The organism is Candidatus Binataceae bacterium (assembly GCA_035650475.1).
GTDB lineage: Bacteria > Desulfobacterota > Binatia > Binatales > Binataceae > JAKAVN01.
Genome location: DASRHP010000012.1, coordinates 1055039 through 1073696, shown reverse-complemented (window position 1 = coordinate 1073696; position 18658 = coordinate 1055039). Strand labels below are relative to the sequence as shown.

Genomic DNA, 18658 nt, shown 5'->3' with positions numbered 1-18658 from the left:
TCCCGCTCTCCGCCTGCCGCAAGGCACGCAGAATCTGCTCCTCCGAATGCCCCTTCTTCGCCACTTTCGGGTCCTCCCTCAGTGCGCTCACAGGACCACGCCGGCCGCCCAAGACTCAACTTATCGCTGGCTCGCTTTTCGGGTTTTGGGTCAATTTCCGCCGTGGAACAGCGCGCGGACGGCGTCTTCGAGCCGGCGGGTGAGCGCCTCGCGGTCGGCGCCGCGCATGCCGGCGGTGTCGATGGGCTCCCCGATCGCGATGCGCATCCGGCGACCCGGCCGTACGATCTTCGCGCGGCGCGGGAAGAAAGCCGCCGTCCCGCTGATCGCCATCGGCACGCACTTGAGGCGCGTCAGGATCCCGATCCACGCCGCGCCGTCGTTGAACGGATGGACGCGGTTGTCGCTGAAGCGATGGCCCTCGCCGAAGACGACGATGGGATGGCCGCGGCGGGCGACGTCGAGCGCGCGGCGAATCGACGAGCCGCCGCGCGCGCGGTCGATCATCACGTGGCCGGCCCGGCGCATGATGAATCCGATGAGCGGAATCCTGCCCAGCTCCTGCTTGGCCACGAAGCGCGGCTCGCCCGGCACGTGGGCCAGGATCGCGAAGATGTCGAACATGCTCTGATGATTGGAGACGAGGACGTAGGAGCCGGCGCGGGGGAGACGTTCGAGGCCTTCGATTTCGAGTTTGACTCCGCACGTCGCCAGGATGAGACGGCCCCATAGCCGGCTCACCCAGGAAACCGCGCCGACCTGTCCTGCGGCCGCCAGCAGCGCCGCCGGCGGCGCGAGCACGGCCGTGTAAAACAGCGCCAGTCCGGTTGCGATCGCGCCCCAGACCGAGCCGAGCACGCCATCGTGCGCGATTTCCGGCGCCGGCCGCCCATCGCGTGGCGCCGCGGAATCCGCGATCGCGTGATCCGGCGCCTTGGCGGACGTCCGCGCAGCTATTGGTTCGTTGGTTGGCACAAGCGCGGCGGTTATCCTCTGAACCAACTGGCTACAGCTTTCGCGGAGCGCGAGCAACACGCTCCGCGATCAGGCGTCCGATTCAACTGGAGTGATGAGCGGGCCGGAATCTCAAGCGGTGCGGGCGCGGGCTTCGCCCCGCGGCGCCAGCGCTGCGGCTTCGCCGCGTGCGCCGCGACGTGCCCGGCGCATCGGCGGTATCACCATCGCCGCCGCCGCGAGCGCTATCAATGCGCCCTGCGCGGCCAGTGTTTGGATAGTCGGGAACAGCCCGAGCATCTGAACCGTCGGCACGTGATCGACGAACGTCGCGCGCACCACACCCGACTCCTGGAAGCTCGCGATACCCTGGCCGACGAAAATCACCGCAAGCGCGTACAGCAACACCGAAGTCGTGCGGAAGAACGAGCCCAGCGGGATATGGTAGGCCGCCTTGCGCAGTACCGCGAAGACCACCGCCAGCACCACCGCGCCGGCCAGCAGCCCCGCGGTCACCGCATGACGCTCCGCGGTCTCGGTCGCGCCGGCCAGCAGCGCCTGGAAGAAGACGATCGTCTCCGCTCCCTCGCGCATCACGGCCAGGAACGCGGTCAATCCGAGTGCGATCGACGGCCCGTTGAGCGCTCGCGCGGCCTCGACCTTGCGGGTGAGGAAATCGCGCCATCGCTCGCTCTGCGCCCGCGCGGTGAGCCACGAGCTGACATAAAAGAGCGTCGCTGCGGCGAGCAGCTGGAAGATTCCTTCGAGCGTGTCGCTGGTGTTGTCCTCGATGAGATGATTGACCGCCCAAGCCAGCGCAAGGCTCATCGCGATTGCGGTCAGCGCGCCGGCGTAGATGTCGCGGACGCGGCGCTCCTGGCCCGCTTCGCGCACGGCGGCGAGCAGGGCGATGATGACCAGGAGGGCTTCGAGGCCCTCGCGAATAAGGATGCCGGAAGAATAAAGGAAGTAGGGTAAAGCGGTGTTCACGGCGATCCGTACAAATTGAGACTCATTCTCAATTAGACAAGCTAGTCGGGCGATGCCGTCTGTGTCAAGGCGAGCGGCCGGCGTTGGTGGCATCCGCCCGCTTGCCGCTGCCCGTCAGGCGGTGTAACTTCGGTTGTGAAGCGGGGTAGCGAGCCCGTCGGGCGCGCGCCCGCTTTATGCGCTTTAGGGCGCACATGCTCAGGCGAGGGTGACCTACCATGCCTCTGGCGACGGCCGCCCGGCGGTAAGTACCCACGATGCGCTGCCTGTATTGCCGGCAGAGGGCTGGACTGATGCGCCGCGTCTGCCCGATGTGCGCGCGGGTTATTGCAATAGTCGAGCGCGCCGGCGGACACGTGGGCGCGGCCGGCCTGGTGGACCTTTTCGCCGCCGAGGGCCTGACACGCGCGCAGGTCGACCGCGTTCTCGACGCACAGGTCGATGGCAATCCCACTATCCGCGACCGGCTGACCTCAGAGATGGCCAATGCGCTGATGCGTGGGCTGGGAATGCCGGGACGTCAATCGCCAGAGGACGTGCGCCAGGTGCGGCTGAAGATGCGAGAGGGCAGCGGCGAGGGAACGTGGAGCGGCGGCGAGAAGCCGCCGGAGGTGTCTTGACTGGGAGTTGCGCGCGCGCGAGTTTCGGATGGCAGGCGCGCCGCAAATCGCGGCGCACCTGCTTTGAGCCGGCGCCGGCGGTCAATCGCCGGTTCGAGGGGAGGAATTGATGGCGGTTAGCAGACTGGGTGTGGTTGGCGCGGGGCAGATGGGTGGCGGCGTCGCCGAAGTGGCGGGGCAAGCGGGGCTCGAAGTTCTCGTCCACGACGTCTCCGACGAGATGTGCCGGCGCGGGCTGGACAATGTCCGGCGCGACCTCGATCGGATGGTCAAGCGCGGACGGGTCAAGCCCGAGGAGCGCGACCAGACTCTGCGCCGCATCAAGACCACCACCCGCCTGGAAGATTTCCGCGACGTCGATTTCGTCATCGAGGCTGTGGTCGAGAACGAAGAGGCCAAGATCGGGCTCTTCCAGAAACTCGACAAGATTTGCCCGCCCGAGGTCATCTTTGCCTCCAACACCTCGTCGATTTCGATCACCCGGATGGCGGCGCGCACCAGCCGGGCGCCGCGCTTTATCGGGATGCACTTCATGAACCCGGTGCCGGCGATGCGCTTGGTCGAGATCATCCGCGGACTGGCGACCGCGCAGGAGACCTTCGAGCAGACGCGCGCGCTGGCCGAGCGCCTGGGCAAGAACACGATGACCGCCGAGGACTTCCCCGGCTTCATCGTCAATCGCATCCTGCTCCCGATGATCAACGAGGCGATCTACACGATGTACGAGGGCGTCGGCGGTGTCACCGACATCGACACCGCGATGAAGCTGGGTACCAACCAGCCGATGGGCCCGTTGGAACTCGCCGACCTCATCGGGCTCGACACCTGCCTGGCGATCATGGAGGTGATGCATCGCACGTTCGGCGACGACAAGTACCGCCCCTGCCCGCTGCTCAAGAAGTACGTCGATGCGGGCTACCTCGGGCGCAAGGTGGGCCGCGGCTTTTATATCTACAACGAGCAGGGAGTGGCGATTCCGCCGGTGGCGCGCTAGCGGCGCGCGGGCGACCGGCTTTGGCGCACGATGCAGGGTTCGGCAAAACTCCAGGGAGGAGAACAGATGTCGGTTAAAGCCTTCATTCTGATCGATACGTCCCCGGGCAAAGCCAAGGAGGTCGCCGGCAAGCTCCGCCAGGTCGCGGGGATTTCGGCTGCGCATGCCGTCACTGGCCCCCATGACATCATCGCGGTGGCCGAGGCCGCCGACGTCTCGTCGTTGGGCGAGCTAGTGGTGCAGAAGATCCAGAGCGTCGCCGGCGTCAATCGCAGCCTGACCTCGATCGTCGCCGACTAGCTGCGCAGAGATTCGGCTGAAACCAAACCAACGGATGCATGAGCGGGGGCGGATTCGCTCCACGCACGGATGTTCTAAACTCAATCGCTTCAGGGTGAGCAATGGCTGAACTTCCCGTAATCAAGCGGCTGCGCAAAGAGATGGAGACGCTCAAGCGCGAGCTGACCGTCGATTTGCCCAAGGAGCTCGAACGGGCGCGCGCCCACGGCGACCTTTCGGAGAACGCCGAGTGGGCGATGGCCAAGCAGCGCCAGGAATTCCTGCGCGCGCGCCTGGCCAACCTCGAGGCGCGGGTCTCCGAGCTTTCGATGATCAACCTCGATTCGATTCCGCGCGACACGGTTGGCCTCGGCAGCCGGGTCGAACTAGAAGACCTCGACGAGGGCGGCAGCGTCGAGTACGAGATCGTGGTGCCCGAGGAGGTGGACGGCGCCGCCAACCGCATCTCGCTCTCCTCGCCGCTGGGCCGTGCGCTCATCGGCAAGGCGCAGGACGACGATATCGAGGTGCAGACCCCGCGCGGCAAGCGTTCGTACATGGTCAAGCGCCTGACCACGATCCACGCGCTCATTGAGGCCGACAACGGCAACGGCTCCGACGGCTGAGCCCTTGGTGGGGTGGCCTGCCATGCTCACCAGTGACGTGCGCGCGAGCGCCATCGGGCGCCGCTGAGCGAGAGCGGGCAGCGACGTCTACCCCGCTGAGCAAAGGCCGATCCGTCGATTGCCAACCTTCCGAGCCCTTCCCCGGTTTGGGGAGGACGTGGGTGGGCCTCTGGCGGTTCTGAATCTTCATGGGAACCGCCTCCGCATCAGGCGCCGTACATCGACTCGATCAGCTCGCCGTAATGGTCGGCCACTATTCTGCGCCGCAGCTTGAGCGTCGGCGTCAGCTCGCCGTTCTCCTGGCTGAACGGATGCGCGAGCAGGCGGAAATCGACGATGGTTTCGACGTCCGACAGCCCCTTGTTCAGCTCGTGCAGCCGCGCGTGGTAGAAGGCGCGCAGTTTGGGGTCAGCGACCGCCTGCTCGGGCGCACGCGCGAGTTCCTTGAATGCCGCCTGGGTGGCGAGGTACTCGAAGTCCGGCACCACGAGCGCGGCCAGATGCTTGCGCCGATCGCCGATTACGCAGGCTTGCGCGATCGCCGGGTCGGAGGTCAGCCGGTTCTCCAGATTGGCGGGAGAGACGTTCTTGCCGCCCGAGAGCACGATGATCTCCTTCTTGCGGTCGGTGATGCTGATGTAGCCGTCGGGATCGATGCGCGCGATGTCGCCGGTATGAAGCCAGCCGTCGCCGTCGAGCGCCTCGCGGCTCTCGCCTTCGCGGTTGTAATATCCGCGCATCACGTTGGCGCCGCGCACCAGCAATTCGCCGTCGGGCGCGGTGCGCACCTCGACGCCCGGCAGCGCGCGGCCCACCGTGCCGATCCTGGTCCGCCCGTGCAGGTTGACTGAGACCACCGGCGCCGCTTCGGTCAGGCCGTAGCCCTCGACGATCGGCACCTCGGCGGCGGCGAGGAACTCGAAGATCTCGCGTTGCAGCGGCGCGCCGCCCGAGATTAGGTAGCGCAGACGGCTGCCGAAGATCGCGCGAACGCGCGCGAACACGAGCCCCCGAAACAGCGCCATCGGCGCCGCCAGCCGCACCGGTACCCGCCTGCCCTGATGGCGATAGGCGGCGGCGCGGCGGCCCACGGAGAGCGCCGTCTTGAACAGCGCGCGCCGCGCCGCGCCCGACACCAGCACCGTGCGCATTACCCGCGCATAGACCACTTCCAGCAGCCGCGGGACCGTCAGCACGACGGTCGGATTAATCTCGAGCAGGTTCTGCGCGATCTGGCCCAGTCCCTCGGCGTAGGCGATCGTCCCGCCGCCGAGCATCACCGTGTAATAACCTGCGGTACGCTCGAAGGAATGCGCCACCGGCAGAAAGGAGAGCGTGGTGTCGTCTTCGTTGAGGCCGAGGACTTCGAGCGACGCCCGACAATTGGCCAGGATGTTGCCGTGGGTGAGCATCACTCCCTTGGACGGCCCAGTGGTGCCCGAGGTGTAGATGAGCGTTGCTAGGTCGTCGCGCGAGCCCGCGATCGGCGGCGCCGGTTCCAGCGCGCTGACCGAGGCGAAGGTGAAAATCCGCACCCGGCTGAGCGCGCTGTACGCGGGCGGGGCGCCCTCGCCGGGATTCATCGCGATGATCCCGGCGAGATCGGGCAACTGCGGCGCGAGCGCGACGATTTTCTTGAGTCCCGCCTCGCTGTTGACCGCGACGAGTCGCGCGCCTGAGTCGGCCAGGATATGGCGGGTCTCCTCGGCGCCGCTGGTGGTGTACAGGGGAACCACCACCGCGCCCATCCCCAGCGCCGCCTGATCGATCACCACCCATCGCGGACAGTTTTCGGCCAGGATCGCGATGCGCTCTCCCGGCGCCAGCCCGAGCTGCATCAGGCCTGCGCGCAGACGTCCCGCGGCGTCGGCCACCGCGCGCCACGAATGCTCGCGCCAAGTCTTGCCCGCTTTGTCCTTGAGGAATGTCCGATCCCGCAGCCGCGCCGCCTGGGCGTGAAACGCCGCGGCCAGTGTGGCGAATTCCGTCACGCGCTTCGACCTCCCCCTGCAATTGCCGATTGCAGTTAGTAGCGTAATCGCGCGGCCGCGCCAAATCTGCCTTGAGGATGCCTCCTGGTCGAGGCACCACGCGCCGCCTCGCGCCGAAGGCAACCGGGGGACATTGCGCGCTGCGCGTGCGAAGCTGGACTGGCGCGGCGCATCAGGCTGGCAAGCGGCAGGCAGGATTGGTACGATAGTTAAGTTTGAATTATTTTTGAATCCGAGTATCTTTCGCCATACTAATGGAAGAGGTCCGCGCGCCGCGTTCCCGAGAGCCGCGCGCGCGGCAACCGAATATAGTGTGAACTCGCTTTCCCAAGGCTCGCCGCTTCGGGCGCTGCATCGGTTCGCCGTCGTAGCTGCCGCCGCCACTTTTGTCCTGGTCTTCGCCGGCGGCCTTGTCACCTCCACCGGCTCGGCGATGGCGGTGCCGGACTGGCCGCTCGCCTTCGGTCATCTGATCCCGCAGCACTGGACAACCGGCGTGCCCTTCGAGTACGGCCATCGCGTCATCGCGGGCACGGTCGCGATTCTGACCCTAATCCTGGCCCTGTGGACTTGGAGGTCGGAGCGCCGCGCATGGGTGCGGCACACGGCGCTGGCGGCTTTCGGACTGGTCGTCGTCCAGGCGGTGCTGGGCGGGATTACGGTGCTGCTCGACCTGCCGCTGCCAATCGCCGTCGCGCACGCGGCGACCGGGCAGGCGTTCTTCTGCCTGATGGTCTCGATGGCGCTGTTCACCAACCCGCAATGGGACAGTGGCGCGCCGCCGGCCCGCGTGCGGGGCGACGCGAGGCTGGCGCCGCTGGCGGCGGCGACCGCAGCGATCATCTACGTGCAGATTCTTATCGGCGCCGTGATGCGGCATATGCACGCGGGGCTTGCGATTCCCGATTTTCCGCTCGCCTTCGGCCACTTGGCACCGCCGATGTTCTCGGTCCCGATCGCGATCAACTTCGCCCATCGCTGCGGCGCGATCGTGGTCAGCGCGATGATCCTGTGGACGGTCGCCCGGGCGCTGAGACTGTACGGCAACACGCGGGCGCTGCGCCGTCCGGCGCTCAGCCTGCTAGTGCTTTTGGCTTTGCAGCTTTCGCTCGGCGCGGCTACCGTGCTCAGCATGCGCGCGGTTATCCCGACGACTCTGCACGTCGCCATCGGCGCCGCCGTGCTCGCAACCAGCGTGGTGCTGGCGCTGCGCGCGGCGCATCTGGAACGCCAGGCCGGCAGCGCGCACGCCCGCGCCGTGGCGGGTGTCGCGCCGCGGCGCGGACCCGCGCCGATGGCGCGCAAGGTGGGTATATGAGCGCCGAGGCCGCTGCGCTCGCGATGATGGGCGGGATGGGCCGTCGCGTGGCGGCCTATTACGAACTGACCAAGCCGCGCGTGGTCGCGATGGTTCTGCTGACCACGCTGGTCGGGTTCTACCTGGGCGCAGTCGGCCGCTTCGACCCGTGGCTGGCGCTCAGCACGCTGGCGGGTACCGCGCTTGCCGCGGGCGGCACGCTCGCGCTCAACCAGTACTTCGAACGCTACATCGACGCCCTGATGGAGCGCACGCAGCATCGCCCGCTGCCCGAGGGACGCCTGAGCCCACCCCAGGCGCTGGCTTTCGGCGCCGCGGCGACGGTCGCCGGATTCGCGTGGCTGTGGGCAGGAACCAACGCGCTCGCGGCCGGCGTGACCGCGCTTATCACGGTGCTCTACCTGTTTGCCTACACGCCACTCAAGCGCTTCTCGTGGATCTGTCACGTGGTCGGTGCGGTGCCCGGGGCGTTGCCGCCGGTGGCCGGGTGGGCCGCGGCGCGCGGTACGCTGGGGGTCGAACCGCTCATCCTCTTCCTGATCATGTTCCTGTGGCAGTCGCCGCACTCGCTGTCGATCGCGCGGCTGTACCAGCGCGACTACGAGCGCGCCGGGATCAGCATGCTGCCGCTGGAGCGCGGACGCGGCAATCCGGTGGACAGGTTGATCCTCTTCGACTGCGTGGCGTTGATCGGGGCGGGCGCGTTGCCCGCGCTGCTGGGCTTCGCGGGATGGATATCGTTGGCAGTGTCTGCCGCGCTGGGCGCTATGATGCTGGTCTATTCGCTGCGCCTGGCGCGCACGCCGCACGCCGCCGACGCCGCGCGCCGCGTGATGTTCGCTTCGCTCTTTTACCTTCCGATCGTCTTCCTGGTGCTGGTGCTCGACCGTATCTAGCGGGTTCCCGGCGGCTTTGGTTGTGCGCTTCGCGTTCCAGCCGCCGCTTTCCCGCGGTTCGGTTTTGCGCCCGACTGGCGCAAGTTCCGGCTTGTCCGAATCGGCCAGCCTTGACAATTTCAGTCCGTCTAGGTAGGCGGATTGTTGCGAGCGCCATAACACACCGAATCCTCGCGCAAAAGGAGTGTGGCCATCGACCTGACGCACTGAGCGGAAGCCAAAAAAAGAATTACTCCAATACTTAGCCTGATCGACGGAACCGTTTTGACTGTATTGGGAGTTGGGATAGGCGAGCGCGAGCTCAAGACCCGATAAGGAGGGACCGCGGTTATGACCGTTATGCGCAGGCTGTTGTTTGGCTTATTGGTTCTGGTCCTTTCCCCGCTGGCGATTGGGGCCGCCGGCGCCGAGGACACTATTCCGCCGGGCACCAAAATCACCATGCAGAACTGGCAGCAGTACAAGGCCTTCATGCCCGACGGCATGATCGCCCTGTTCGAGGGCCAGTACGCGTGGAAGATGCCGTCCGACGTTGAGATGGAGGTGGGCCCGACCAATATCCATCCGCTGCCCAAGCCGTTCTGGGACGCGGTGGAGAAGTACTCCTCGCAGACCCGCCTGGTGAAGCTGCCCAACGGCGCCTACAACATCGAAAACTACGTCTCCGGCGTGCCGTTTCCCCATCCCTCGGGACCTGACAAGGGCACCCAGATCATCGACGACGTGACCTTCCGCCCGGGCGGCGTGCTCTACACCGGCTTCCCCAACCTCAAAGGCAATGCCGAGTCGTCTTTCTGCACGATGGACCGCTTCGGCAGCAAGGCTTGCACCCGGGTCGATTACGACTACCGCCAGCTCGCTTACAACTGGTTCCCCGGTATCCCGCATACGGACCCGCATGCGGCCGGCGCGTGGTACGGCGAATGGCTGATGGTCGAGGTGCCCGAGGAGTCCAAGTACACCGCCGACCTGACCCTGTTCTGGCAGGACGTCACTCGCCTGCCCGACGACTTCGTCTTCATCCCGGCGCTGCGCCGCTCGCTGCGGCTTTCAACCTCGGCGCGCTGTGCGCCGCTGTTCGGCAGCGACATGACGCACGACGACCAGCGGGTGGGATGGAACGGCGGGGCCTCGGTGTTCGAGGGCCATTATCTCCGCGACCAGAAGATCCTCGCGCTGGTCAACATGACCCACGCTGACGGAACGTTTCCTGAAAACTACGACATGCCGCTCGGCTGGGCGCGGCCGTCGTGGGGCAAGTGGGAAGTGGTGCCGGTGTGGGTGACGGACGTGCGGCGGATCCCGTCGATGGCGGCCGGTTACTGCTACGGCAAGCGGGTGATGTACACCACTCAGGCCTACTACGCCAACGTTCACGAAGACCTCTACGACTCCAACCTGAAGCTCTGGAAGGTGGTCAACATCGGGCTCAGTCCTGCGGTCGACAGGCTCCATCCGGAGTGGGGGCTCCAGTACTTCGGTGGGATCATCGAGCAATACTGGGATATGCAGAACCAGCACGTCAGCCACGTGTTCACCGCCGATCGCGAAGGCAATGACCTCACGCCCGACATCGGCTGGGGCACGCAGTACGATAACGTGCAGCTCTATCAGACCCCGGGCGGCCTGATGCAACTGATGCGTTAGCGGACGCGGCGCATATAGTCTTCGCCCGAAAAACGAACGCCGCGCGCGATGCGTTTGCACCGCGCGCGGCGTTCGTGTTAGTGGCGCGACAATCGCCGTGCCCGGCTTGGAGCCGCGGGGGTTTCCGGGGCTGGTGAGTGCCTGGAGGGAGGTTAGAGACTGGTTATGACTGCGGTTCGTCGATTGTTGGTGGGTATTGTGGTGCTGGTCCTATGTCCCTTGGCGCTACGCAATGCTAGCGCCGCCGACAACAGCACTATCCCACCGGGTACCAAGATCACCATGCAGAACTGGCAGCAGTACAAGGCCTTCATGCCTGACGGCATGATCGCCCTGTTCGAGGGCCAGTACGCGTGGAAGATGCCGTCCGACGTCGAGATCGACATCGGCCCGACCAATATCCATCCGCTGCCCAAGCCGTTCTGGGACGCGGTGGAGAAGTACTCCTCGCAGACCCGCTTGGTGAAGCTGCCCAACGGCGCCTACAACATCGAAAACTACGTCTCCGGCGTGCCGTTTCCCCATCCCTCGGGACCAGAGAAGGGCACCGAGATCTCGGCCGACGTGACCTTCCGCCCAGGCGGCCTGCTCTACGTCGGCTTTCCCGATTCAGGTACTCCGTCGTCGTTTTGCACGATGGATCGCTTCAACAACAAGGCGTGCTCGCGGGTTGACTACAACTATCGCCAGCTCGCCTACAACTGGTTCCCCGGCGTTCCGCATACCGACCCCCATGCGGCCGGCGCATGGTATGGCGAGTGGCTGATGGTCGAAGTGCCCGAGGAGTCCAAATACACCGCCGACCTCACCCTGTACTGGCAGGACGCCACGCGGATGCCCGACGATTTCGTCTTCATCCCGGCGCTGCGCCGCTCGCTGCGGCTTTCGACCTCGGCGCGCTGCGCGCCGCTGTTCGGCAGCGACATGACGCATGACGACCAGCGGGTGGGATGGAACGGCGGGGTGTCGGTATTTACCGGCAAGTTCCTGCGTGACCAGAACATCATCGCGCTGATCGACCTGACCACTGGGGTGGGCAAGTTCCCCGAGAACTACGACATGCCGCTGGGATGGGCGCGGCCGTCGTGGGGTAAGTGGGAAGTGGTGCCGGTGTGGGTGACCGACGTGCGGCGGATCCCATCGATGGCGGCGGGCTACTGCTACGGCAAGCGCATCATGTACACCGTGCAGGCCTACTATGCCAACGTGCACGAGGACCTCTACGACTCGAACATGAAGCTGTGGAAGGTGGTCAATATCGGGTTGCGCCCGCGCCCCGACAAACTCCATCCGGAGTGGGGGCCGCAGTACTTCGGTGGCGGCATCCTCGAACAGTACTGGGACATGCAGAACCAGCACGTCAGCCACGTATTCACGGCCGACGCCGAGGGGCATGACCTGTGGGCGGATCGCTATCTGCCGCAATACGACAACATCTCGAAGTACCAGACCCCGGGCGGCCTGATGCAGCTGATGCGTTAGCGGCCGCGGCAGCGCGAGCCTGAACCAACCGGCCGGGACGGCGCTCGACGGCACGCCGTCCCGGCCTTTCTTTCCGTGCTTTCGCGCTCGCCAGCACCGCGTTAGACTCTCAAGCGCTTGTCGTTCTGGGGACCGACAACGGAGGCCAAATCATGATCGCAGTGCTTGCGTCGCTGTTCGTATGCATCGCGACCGCGATGTTCGCGCGGCCCGCGCTCGGCCAAAGCGCCGGCGCTCCGGACGCGGCACCGGTCGCTGCCGGGGCGCCCGCGGCGTCTGCCGAGTCGGCGGCGCTCAAGCAGGCCGAGGAGCAGCAGCGCGCCGCGCAGGAGGCCTCGGCAGCGGCCGCCGAAGCCACGCTCGCGCCGGGGACGAAGATCACGATGGCCAACTGGCAGCAGTACAAGCAGTTCATGCCCGACGGCATGATCGCGCTGTTCCAGGGCACCTACTTCTGGAAAATGCCGCAGGACGTCGAGATGGACGTTGGCCCGACCCAGGTTTTTCCCGCCCCGCGTGGCTATCTCGAAGCGACTGAGAAGTACGGCAGCCAGACCCAGGTTGTGGTCCTGCCTAACGGCCATTACAACATCAAGAATTACGTCGCCGGCGAACCGTTCCCCAATCCAACCGAGCCCTACAAGGGATGGAAGATCCTGGCCGACGACTGGTTCGGCCCGATCCCGCGCATCGCGGTCGGTTCGCCCGAAACCGGGCTGGCGAGCCTGTGCGCGCAGGACCGCTACGGCAACTCGGCCTGCATGAAGACCTCCTACGTCTATCGCCAGCTCGCCTACATCACCGATCCCGGCCATCCGCGCATCGAGGCGAATGCCAACGGCGCCTGGTACACCGAGTGGTCAATGGTCGAGGAGCCCGAGCAATCCAAGTACACCGCCGTGCTCCAGATCTTCTACCAGGACCTCCAGCGCCTGGAGGACGACTATGTGTTCGTGCCGGCGCTGCGGCGCTCGATGCGGCTGGCGTCAACCGCACGCTGCTCGCCGCTGTTCGGCACCGATTACACGCACGACGACGCACGCGCCGGCTTCAACGGCAGCGTCTCGATCTTCCAGTCCAAATGGCTGCGCGACCAGAAGATCCTCGCGATCAACGATCTCACCACCGCCGACGGCATCTATCCCGGTAACTACGACATGCCGTTGGGATGGGCGCGGCCGTCATGGGGGCACTGGAGCCTGCGTGACACCTACGTCATCGACGTCCGCCGCATCCCCGCCGAGGCCGGCGGCTACTGCTACGGCAAGCGTGTCATGTGGGTTGACAAGTATGTGCTCCACGAGATGTGGACCGACCTCTACGACTCGAACATGAAGCTGTGGAAACTGATGATGGTGGCCGGGGCGCCCAAGCGCATCCAGGGCCAGATGTCGTCGGTGGTCGGCACCTTGTACGTCGGGATGTGGGACATGCAGAACGACCACGCCACCATCGCCTTCACCGCCGATGGCCAGGGCCGCGACATCGTGGTCGATGACGCCGTACCCTCGCAGTACGAGAACATCACCAAGTACTGTACGCCCGCCGGCCTGATGCAGATCATGCGCTGAGCGCGCGAGCGGTGCGGATGCACGTCGGCGTGCGTGCGCATCGCCGCGCGTTTCGCTTTCGCGCCGGCGCCGCTATCCTTATCCTTCCGACTGACCCCGGCTCCTTCCCCTGAAGGCGAGGGGGAGCGAGATAGAGGCCCGGCCGGATCGGAGCGAAGCGTTGGACGCGAGCGAGGCAAAGGAGCAGGCGCGGGAACTGGCGCGCAATGCGGCCGAGGTGATCTCCATGGCCGAGCTTGCGGCGAAGCTTGCCGAGGGGCGGCCGCTGCGGGTCAAGCTCGGGATGGACCCGACGGCGCCCGACCTCCATCTGGGGCACTCGGTGGCGCTCAAGAAGTTGCGCGACTTCCAGCGCCGCGGCCACACCGTGATCTTCCTGGTCGGCGATTTCACCGCGATGATCGGCGATCCCACCGGCCGCTCCGAGACGCGCAAGCCGCTCAGCCGCGAGCAGATCGTCGCCAACGCCGAAACCTACCAGCGCCAGGTTTCAAAAATTCTCGACCCGGCGCTGACCGAGGTCCGCTTCAACAGCGAATGGATGGACAAGCTGGGCGTGCGCGATCTTATCGGGATCGCGGCCAAGCTCAGCGTGGCGCGGATGCTCGAGCGCGACGACTTCGAAAAGCGCCTCGCCGAGCAGCAGCCGCTCTTCCTGCACGAGCTGCTATACCCGTTGGTCCAGGGCTACGACTCGGTCGCGCTGCGCGCCGACGTCGAGCTCGGCGGCACCGACCAGAAGTTCAACATGCTGGTCGCGCGCGAGTTGCAGCGCGCTTTCGGCCAGCCGCCGCAGGTCGTGATCACGATGCCGCTGCTTGAAGGGCTCGACGGCGTGCGCAAGATGTCGAAGTCGTACGGCAACGCGGTCGGCCTGACCGATGCGCCGCGCGAGATGTTCGGCAAGCTGATGTCGATCCCGGACCGGATGATGCCGCGCTATTACGAACTGCTGACCGACGCCACGCCGGCCGAGATCGCCGCGCTCTCCGCCGGCGCGGTGCATCCGATGGAGGCCAAGAAGCGCTTGGCCGCGACGATCGTCACCGAGTACCACGGCGCCCCCGCCGCCGCCGAAGCACGCGCCTACTTCGAGTCCAAGTTCCAGCGGCGCGAAGTTCCAGGGGACATCCCGGTCTTCCGCGTCGGCGGCGAGCTGTGGATCTGCGAACTGATTAAACAACTGCGCTTTGCGGCTTCGACCAGCGAAGCGCGCCGGCTGGTGGGGCAGGGCGCCGTACGCGTCGATCGCCAGACGGTGACCGACCCGAACTTTCGTTTCGTTCCCGGACAGCATCGAGTGCTCGAAGTCGGCAAGCGCCGCGTCGCCCGCATCGAGCCGTAGCTGACGGCACTGGCCCGCACAGCAGATGCGATCTCTGCCCCTTGCGCTTCAAAGGGGCGGGCCCGGCGTTGGATGAACCTGTCGTGAGGCGCGTCGCCCGAGCGGGAGGAAAAAATCGGGCGACTACCGCTCGCGCGCGATCACCGTGTCGTGCAGCCAGTGCGCGTCGTCGCGTTCTGGATAATCGATCGTGTAATGCAACCCGCGCGACTCGCGCCGCGCCATCGCCGAGCGCACCACCAGTTCGGCGACCTCGACCAGGTTGCGCAGCTCGACCAGGTCGGAATCGACCAGATGCTCCCAGTAGTAGCTATGGACCTCGTCGCGGATTAGCTTCAGGCGGCGCAGCGCGCGCCCCAGCCGACGGTCACTGCGCACGATCCCGACGTAGTTCCACATCAGGCGGCGAATCTCGTCCCAACTCTGCGTGATCAGCACGCGCTCTTCGCTGCGGATCGCGCGCCCCGGATCCCAGTGCGGAAAGTCCGGCGCCCGCCGCTCGCCGCCCGCCGCCCGCTCCTCGCGCGCGGCGGCCGCCGCGCGCCGTCCCATCACCGCCGCCTCCAGCAGCGAGTTCGAGGCGAGCCGGTTGGCCCCGTGAAGCCCCGTCATCGCGACCTCGCCCGCCGCGTACAGGCCGGCGATCGCCGTGCGCGCGTCGAGGTCGGTGATTACGCCGCCGCACATGTAATGCGCCGCAGGCACCACCGGAATTGGCTCCTGCGTGAGGTCGAAACCAAAGCCCAAGCATCGCTTGAAGATGTTCGGAAAGCGCGAGCGCACGAAGTCGGCCGGCCGATGGCTGATGTCGAGGTACACGCAATCCAGCCCCCGCCGCTTCATCTCGGTGTCGATCGCGCGGGCGACCACGTCGCGCGGCGCCAGCTCGGCGTCCGGATGGTAGCTCTGCATGAACGGCGCGCCGTCGGGCAGCCGCAGGATCGCTCCCTCGCCGCGCAGCGCCTCCGAGATCAGGAATGACTTGGCGGCGGGATGGTAGAGGCAGGTCGGATGGAACTGGATAAATTCCATGTTGGCGACCGGCGCCCCCGCCCGGTACGCCATCGCGACTCCGTCGCCCGAGGCGATGTCGGGGTTGGTCGTGTAGAGATAGACCTTGCCCGCGCCGCCGGTGGCGAGCAGAGTTGCGCGCGCGACGAACTTGTCCACCGCCTGGGTAGCGCGGTCGAGCACGTACGCGCCCCAGCACCGCCCGGCGGCGCCATTGAATGCGCCCGGCTCGATCAGCAGGTTCACCGCAAGCTTGTTTTCGAGCACCCGGATATTGCTCCGCGCGGCCGCCGCCTCGCTCAGCGCGCGCATGATCTCGCGCCCGGTGAGGTCCTGGGCGTGGAGCACCCGGCGATGGGTGTGGCCGCCCTCGCGTCCGAGGTCGTATTCGTCCTCTCTGCCGTCTTCGATACGGGTGAAGCGGGTGCCGAGTGCGATCAGCTCGCGCACCGCCTCCGGACCGTCGCGCACGATCGCTTCGACCGCGCGCCGGTTGCACAGCCCGGCGCCCGCGCGCAGCGTGTCCTCCACGTGCGACTCGAAGGAGTCGTCCACGCTCCATACGCTGGCGATCCCGCCCTGCGCATAGGCGGTGTTGGCCTCGGCGCTGGCGGCCTTGGTCAGCACGGTCACCGCGGCGCCCGACTCCGCGGCCTTGACCGCAAAGATAAGGCCGGCGATACCGCCGCCAATCACCAGGAAGTCGGTCTCAAACGTCGAGGGTGCGGGCGTGCTCATCGGGTACGGGAACGGAGGGTGCGCGGACGCGGCCCGCGAGGCGAATCGATCATGATCGAACGTACGCGCGCACGGCGCGGCGCGTCAAGCTGGCTCACAGCGCACGTCCGCGTTCGCCGCGCAAGTCTCGATTGCCCGCCTCATACGATTGCCATATTGTCGAAATGAGGGTTGCCGGAGAGGCGTCACGGGGCCGGACGCCGGGAACGCGCGATGGCGCTGAGCACACCAAATCTGCTGACCCTGATGCGCATCGCGCTGACGCCGGTGCTGGTCGTCCTGCTGCTGCTTCCAGGGCCCGGGCCGTCGGCGGCCGCGGCCGCGGTCTTCTTCGTCGCCACGCTCAGCGACTTCTTCGACGGCTATATCGCGCGCAGCTACGGCTCGGGTACCACGCTCGGCAAGTTCCTGGACCCGCTCGCCGACAAGCTGGTGGTGACGGCGGCGTTGATCATGCTGGTGGCGATGCCGCGCGCGCCGCGCGTGCCGGCCTGGATAGTGGTGGTGCTGGTGCTGCGCGAGATCGCGGTTACCGGGTTGCGCGCGATGGCGGCGGCGGAGGGCGAGGTGATGGCGGCCGAGGAGCTGGGCAAGTACAAGATGGTGCTTCAGTCGATCGCTGTCCAGGGGCTGCTCATCCACTACACCTACTTCCACATCGACTTCTTCGCGGCCGGGATGTTCGTGCTGTGGATCGCGATGGTGGTCAGCGTGTGGTCGGGGATCGATTATTACCGCAAGGCGAGCGCGCTGCTGGGCGCGCGGCTGCGGCCGCCGGCCTCGCGGCGGGCGGCGGTTTGACAAGGCGCGCGCGGGCGGATAAATCGATCTATCCGGCCGTGCGGCAACAGGCTTGGGGGCGGGTGTAGCTCAGTTGGTAGAGCGTGTGCTTGCCAAGCACAAGGTCGTCGGTTCGAAACCGATCACCCGCTCCAGTCAAATCCTCAGAAAGTTCAAAGAATCAGGCGGGCTGGAGCGAACCGCGAACCGGAGCTCGAAGGTGAAGGGCTGACGGTGCACCCGCGCTGCGCTGCGCGGAGGGCGTTGCGCGACAAAGGTCGGTCTGTCTGGCCGAGTCGCGAACGCGAGCGAGCCATGAGGTGTCGGCAGCGAGAGATGCCACTCCGCCTCACGGAGGAGCTCCAGGCGCGTGGTTTCGAGGTGCGCGTCGCTTGTTTGCAGTAGTTGCCGCCCAAGCCAGCCTAACAAATCGCTGGTCGCATCCTATATGCGCTTATGCGCCGTGAATACGCTTGCGCGAACACCGCAAAAGATCCTGGGCCGTACGGCATTCCACATTGGCGGTGAATGAGACCGGCAGGCGTCGGTTCCCCCGCAAAGGCTATGGGGGCATGGTGAGGCTGAATACTAAGCTCATCAAGGGATCAAGACCATGAAAAAGATCGAATGGCTGATGAAGGGGCGCTATCTCAAGAACTGCAATTGCATCGCGAGCTGCACCTGCGACACCGTCGGCATCCCTTCTCCGCAGAAAGGATGCGAGGGCGTTGCGGGAATGCGGATCGACCGCGGCCATTTCGGTGCCGTGCCGCTCGAAGGCCTAAGCTGGGTTACGGTCGCGCGCTGGCCCGGTGGAGTCCACGAGGGCCACGGCGAAGCCCAGGCCTTTATCGACGAGCGCGCCACCGGCGAGCAGCGCACGGCCTTGCTCACGATCCTCAGCGGGCAGGCGGGCAACGCCTGGTTCGAGTTTCTCGCCTCCACGTTTTCGACCGTGCATCCTCCGCAATTCGTGCCGATCGAATTCGAATTTGACAAAAGCGCGCGCAAAGCGCGCGTCGTGATCCCTGGCGCGGTTGAGACCGTCTCGACCCCGCTGATCCTGCCCAACACCGGACAGGAGCATCGCGTCACCGTCCATTTGCCCGACGGGCGCGAATATTTCGAGATGGAAGTGGCGCAGGCGGCGGTTCTGAGGGGCAGCGGCGCGATCCGCTTCGAGCATCGCAACACCCACAGCAGCCTGGCCGAGGTCACGTACTCGCACGACCGATGATTGGCCGGCGCGTCAGCGCGCGGCGCCGCAACGGTCTGTTCCACCCCAGCGTCGCTGTGCGGCGGGACGATTTTGCACATCAAACTGAGCCTTTTCTGGGGCGGGAGATGCTCCTCACCCGCAGACAGGGTGCGGAGCCTAGCTGTGCTCGCGGCGGTGGTCGGCGCCGAGGGCGGCGG

The 18658-nt window shown here is 66.3% G+C and carries 16 protein-coding genes and 1 tRNA gene; 13 read left to right on the top strand and 4 right to left on the bottom strand.

The window, feature by feature from the left end:
* Positions 1–150: 150 nt before the first annotated feature.
* The gene (locus VFB33_16535; GenBank protein HZO83303.1) at positions 151–975 is read right to left on the bottom strand and encodes a lysophospholipid acyltransferase family protein; all 825 of its coding nucleotides are present in this window, start codon (positions 973–975) and stop codon (positions 151–153) included.
* Positions 976–1086: 111 nt separating this feature from the next.
* The gene (locus VFB33_16530; protein ID HZO83302.1) at positions 1087–1944 is read right to left on the bottom strand and encodes an FTR1 family protein; all 858 of its coding nucleotides are present in this window, start codon (positions 1942–1944) and stop codon (positions 1087–1089) included.
* A gap of 257 nt (positions 1945–2201) precedes the next feature.
* Between VFB33_16530 and VFB33_16525 the strand changes: the two genes are divergently transcribed.
* The 4 genes from VFB33_16525 to VFB33_16510 all read left to right on the top strand — a co-directional run bounded on the left by VFB33_16525 (position 2202) and on the right by VFB33_16510 (position 4463).
* Positions 2202–2564, top strand: a complete 363-nt coding sequence (locus tag VFB33_16525) for a hypothetical protein (GenBank protein ID HZO83301.1) — start codon at positions 2202–2204, stop codon at positions 2562–2564.
* A gap of 109 nt (positions 2565–2673) precedes the next feature.
* Positions 2674–3558 (top strand): 3-hydroxybutyryl-CoA dehydrogenase, encoded by an 885-nt coding sequence (locus VFB33_16520; GenBank protein ID HZO83300.1) that lies wholly within the window; start codon positions 2674–2676, stop codon positions 3556–3558.
* A 66-nt stretch (positions 3559–3624) separates the two neighbouring features.
* Positions 3625–3858 carry an Lrp/AsnC ligand binding domain-containing protein gene (locus tag VFB33_16515; protein ID HZO83299.1) on the top strand — a complete coding sequence of 78 codons (234 nt, stop codon included), beginning with the start codon at positions 3625–3627 and terminating at the stop codon, positions 3856–3858.
* A gap of 101 nt (positions 3859–3959) precedes the next feature.
* Entirely contained in the window at positions 3960–4463 is a 504-nt protein-coding gene (locus VFB33_16510; protein ID HZO83298.1) for a GreA/GreB family elongation factor, read from the top strand.
* A gap of 206 nt (positions 4464–4669) precedes the next feature.
* Here VFB33_16510 and VFB33_16505 read toward each other — a convergent pair whose 3' ends face one another.
* On the bottom strand, positions 4670–6454 hold the full coding sequence (locus VFB33_16505; protein HZO83297.1) for a long-chain fatty acid--CoA ligase: 1785 nt from the start codon (positions 6452–6454) through the stop codon (positions 4670–4672).
* Between the two features lie 313 nt (positions 6455–6767).
* On the opposite strand from VFB33_16505, the gene VFB33_16500 reads away from it, so the two are divergent.
* The 6 genes from VFB33_16500 (at position 6768) to tyrS (ending at position 14713) form a co-directional block, all read left to right on the top strand.
* Positions 6768–7772, top strand: coding sequence for a COX15/CtaA family protein (locus VFB33_16500; GenBank protein ID HZO83296.1), 1005 nt, complete (start codon positions 6768–6770; stop codon positions 7770–7772).
* Positions 7769–8668, top strand: coding sequence for a heme o synthase (gene cyoE, locus VFB33_16495; protein HZO83295.1), 900 nt, complete (start codon positions 7769–7771; stop codon positions 8666–8668). Before VFB33_16500 ends, cyoE begins: the two co-directional genes overlap by 4 nt.
* A 330-nt stretch (positions 8669–8998) precedes the next feature.
* Positions 8999–10315 carry a DUF1329 domain-containing protein gene (locus VFB33_16490; protein HZO83294.1) on the top strand — a complete coding sequence of 439 codons (1317 nt, stop codon included), beginning with the start codon at positions 8999–9001 and terminating at the stop codon, positions 10313–10315.
* A gap of 165 nt (positions 10316–10480) precedes the next feature.
* The gene (locus VFB33_16485; GenBank protein HZO83293.1) at positions 10481–11797 is read left to right on the top strand and encodes a DUF1329 domain-containing protein; all 1317 of its coding nucleotides are present in this window, start codon (positions 10481–10483) and stop codon (positions 11795–11797) included.
* A gap of 152 nt (positions 11798–11949) precedes the next feature.
* A complete protein-coding gene (locus VFB33_16480) occupies positions 11950–13368 on the top strand; it encodes a DUF1329 domain-containing protein (protein ID HZO83292.1) in 1419 nt (472 codons plus the stop codon).
* 160 nt (positions 13369–13528) lie between these two features.
* The gene (gene tyrS / locus VFB33_16475; protein ID HZO83291.1) at positions 13529–14713 is read left to right on the top strand and encodes a tyrosine--tRNA ligase; all 1185 of its coding nucleotides are present in this window, start codon (positions 13529–13531) and stop codon (positions 14711–14713) included.
* A 123-nt stretch (positions 14714–14836) separates the two neighbouring features.
* Here tyrS and nadB read toward each other — a convergent pair whose 3' ends face one another.
* Positions 14837–16462 carry an L-aspartate oxidase gene (nadB, locus tag VFB33_16470; GenBank protein ID HZO83290.1) on the bottom strand — a complete coding sequence of 542 codons (1626 nt, stop codon included), beginning with the start codon at positions 16460–16462 and terminating at the stop codon, positions 14837–14839.
* Between the two features lie 213 nt (positions 16463–16675).
* Here nadB and pgsA point away from each other — a divergent pair, with 213 nt between their 5' ends.
* The 3 genes from pgsA (at position 16676) to VFB33_16455 (ending at position 18479) form a co-directional block, all read left to right on the top strand.
* Positions 16676–17263, top strand: coding sequence for a CDP-diacylglycerol--glycerol-3-phosphate 3-phosphatidyltransferase (pgsA, locus tag VFB33_16465; protein ID HZO83289.1), 588 nt, complete (start codon positions 16676–16678; stop codon positions 17261–17263).
* A 58-nt stretch (positions 17264–17321) separates the two neighbouring features.
* Positions 17322–17397 (top strand) — tRNA-Gly (locus VFB33_16460).
* A gap of 458 nt (positions 17398–17855) precedes the next feature.
* A complete protein-coding gene (locus VFB33_16455) occupies positions 17856–18479 on the top strand; it encodes a DUF1326 domain-containing protein (protein ID HZO83288.1) in 624 nt (207 codons plus the stop codon).
* The last annotated feature ends 179 nt before the right edge of the window (positions 18480–18658 follow it).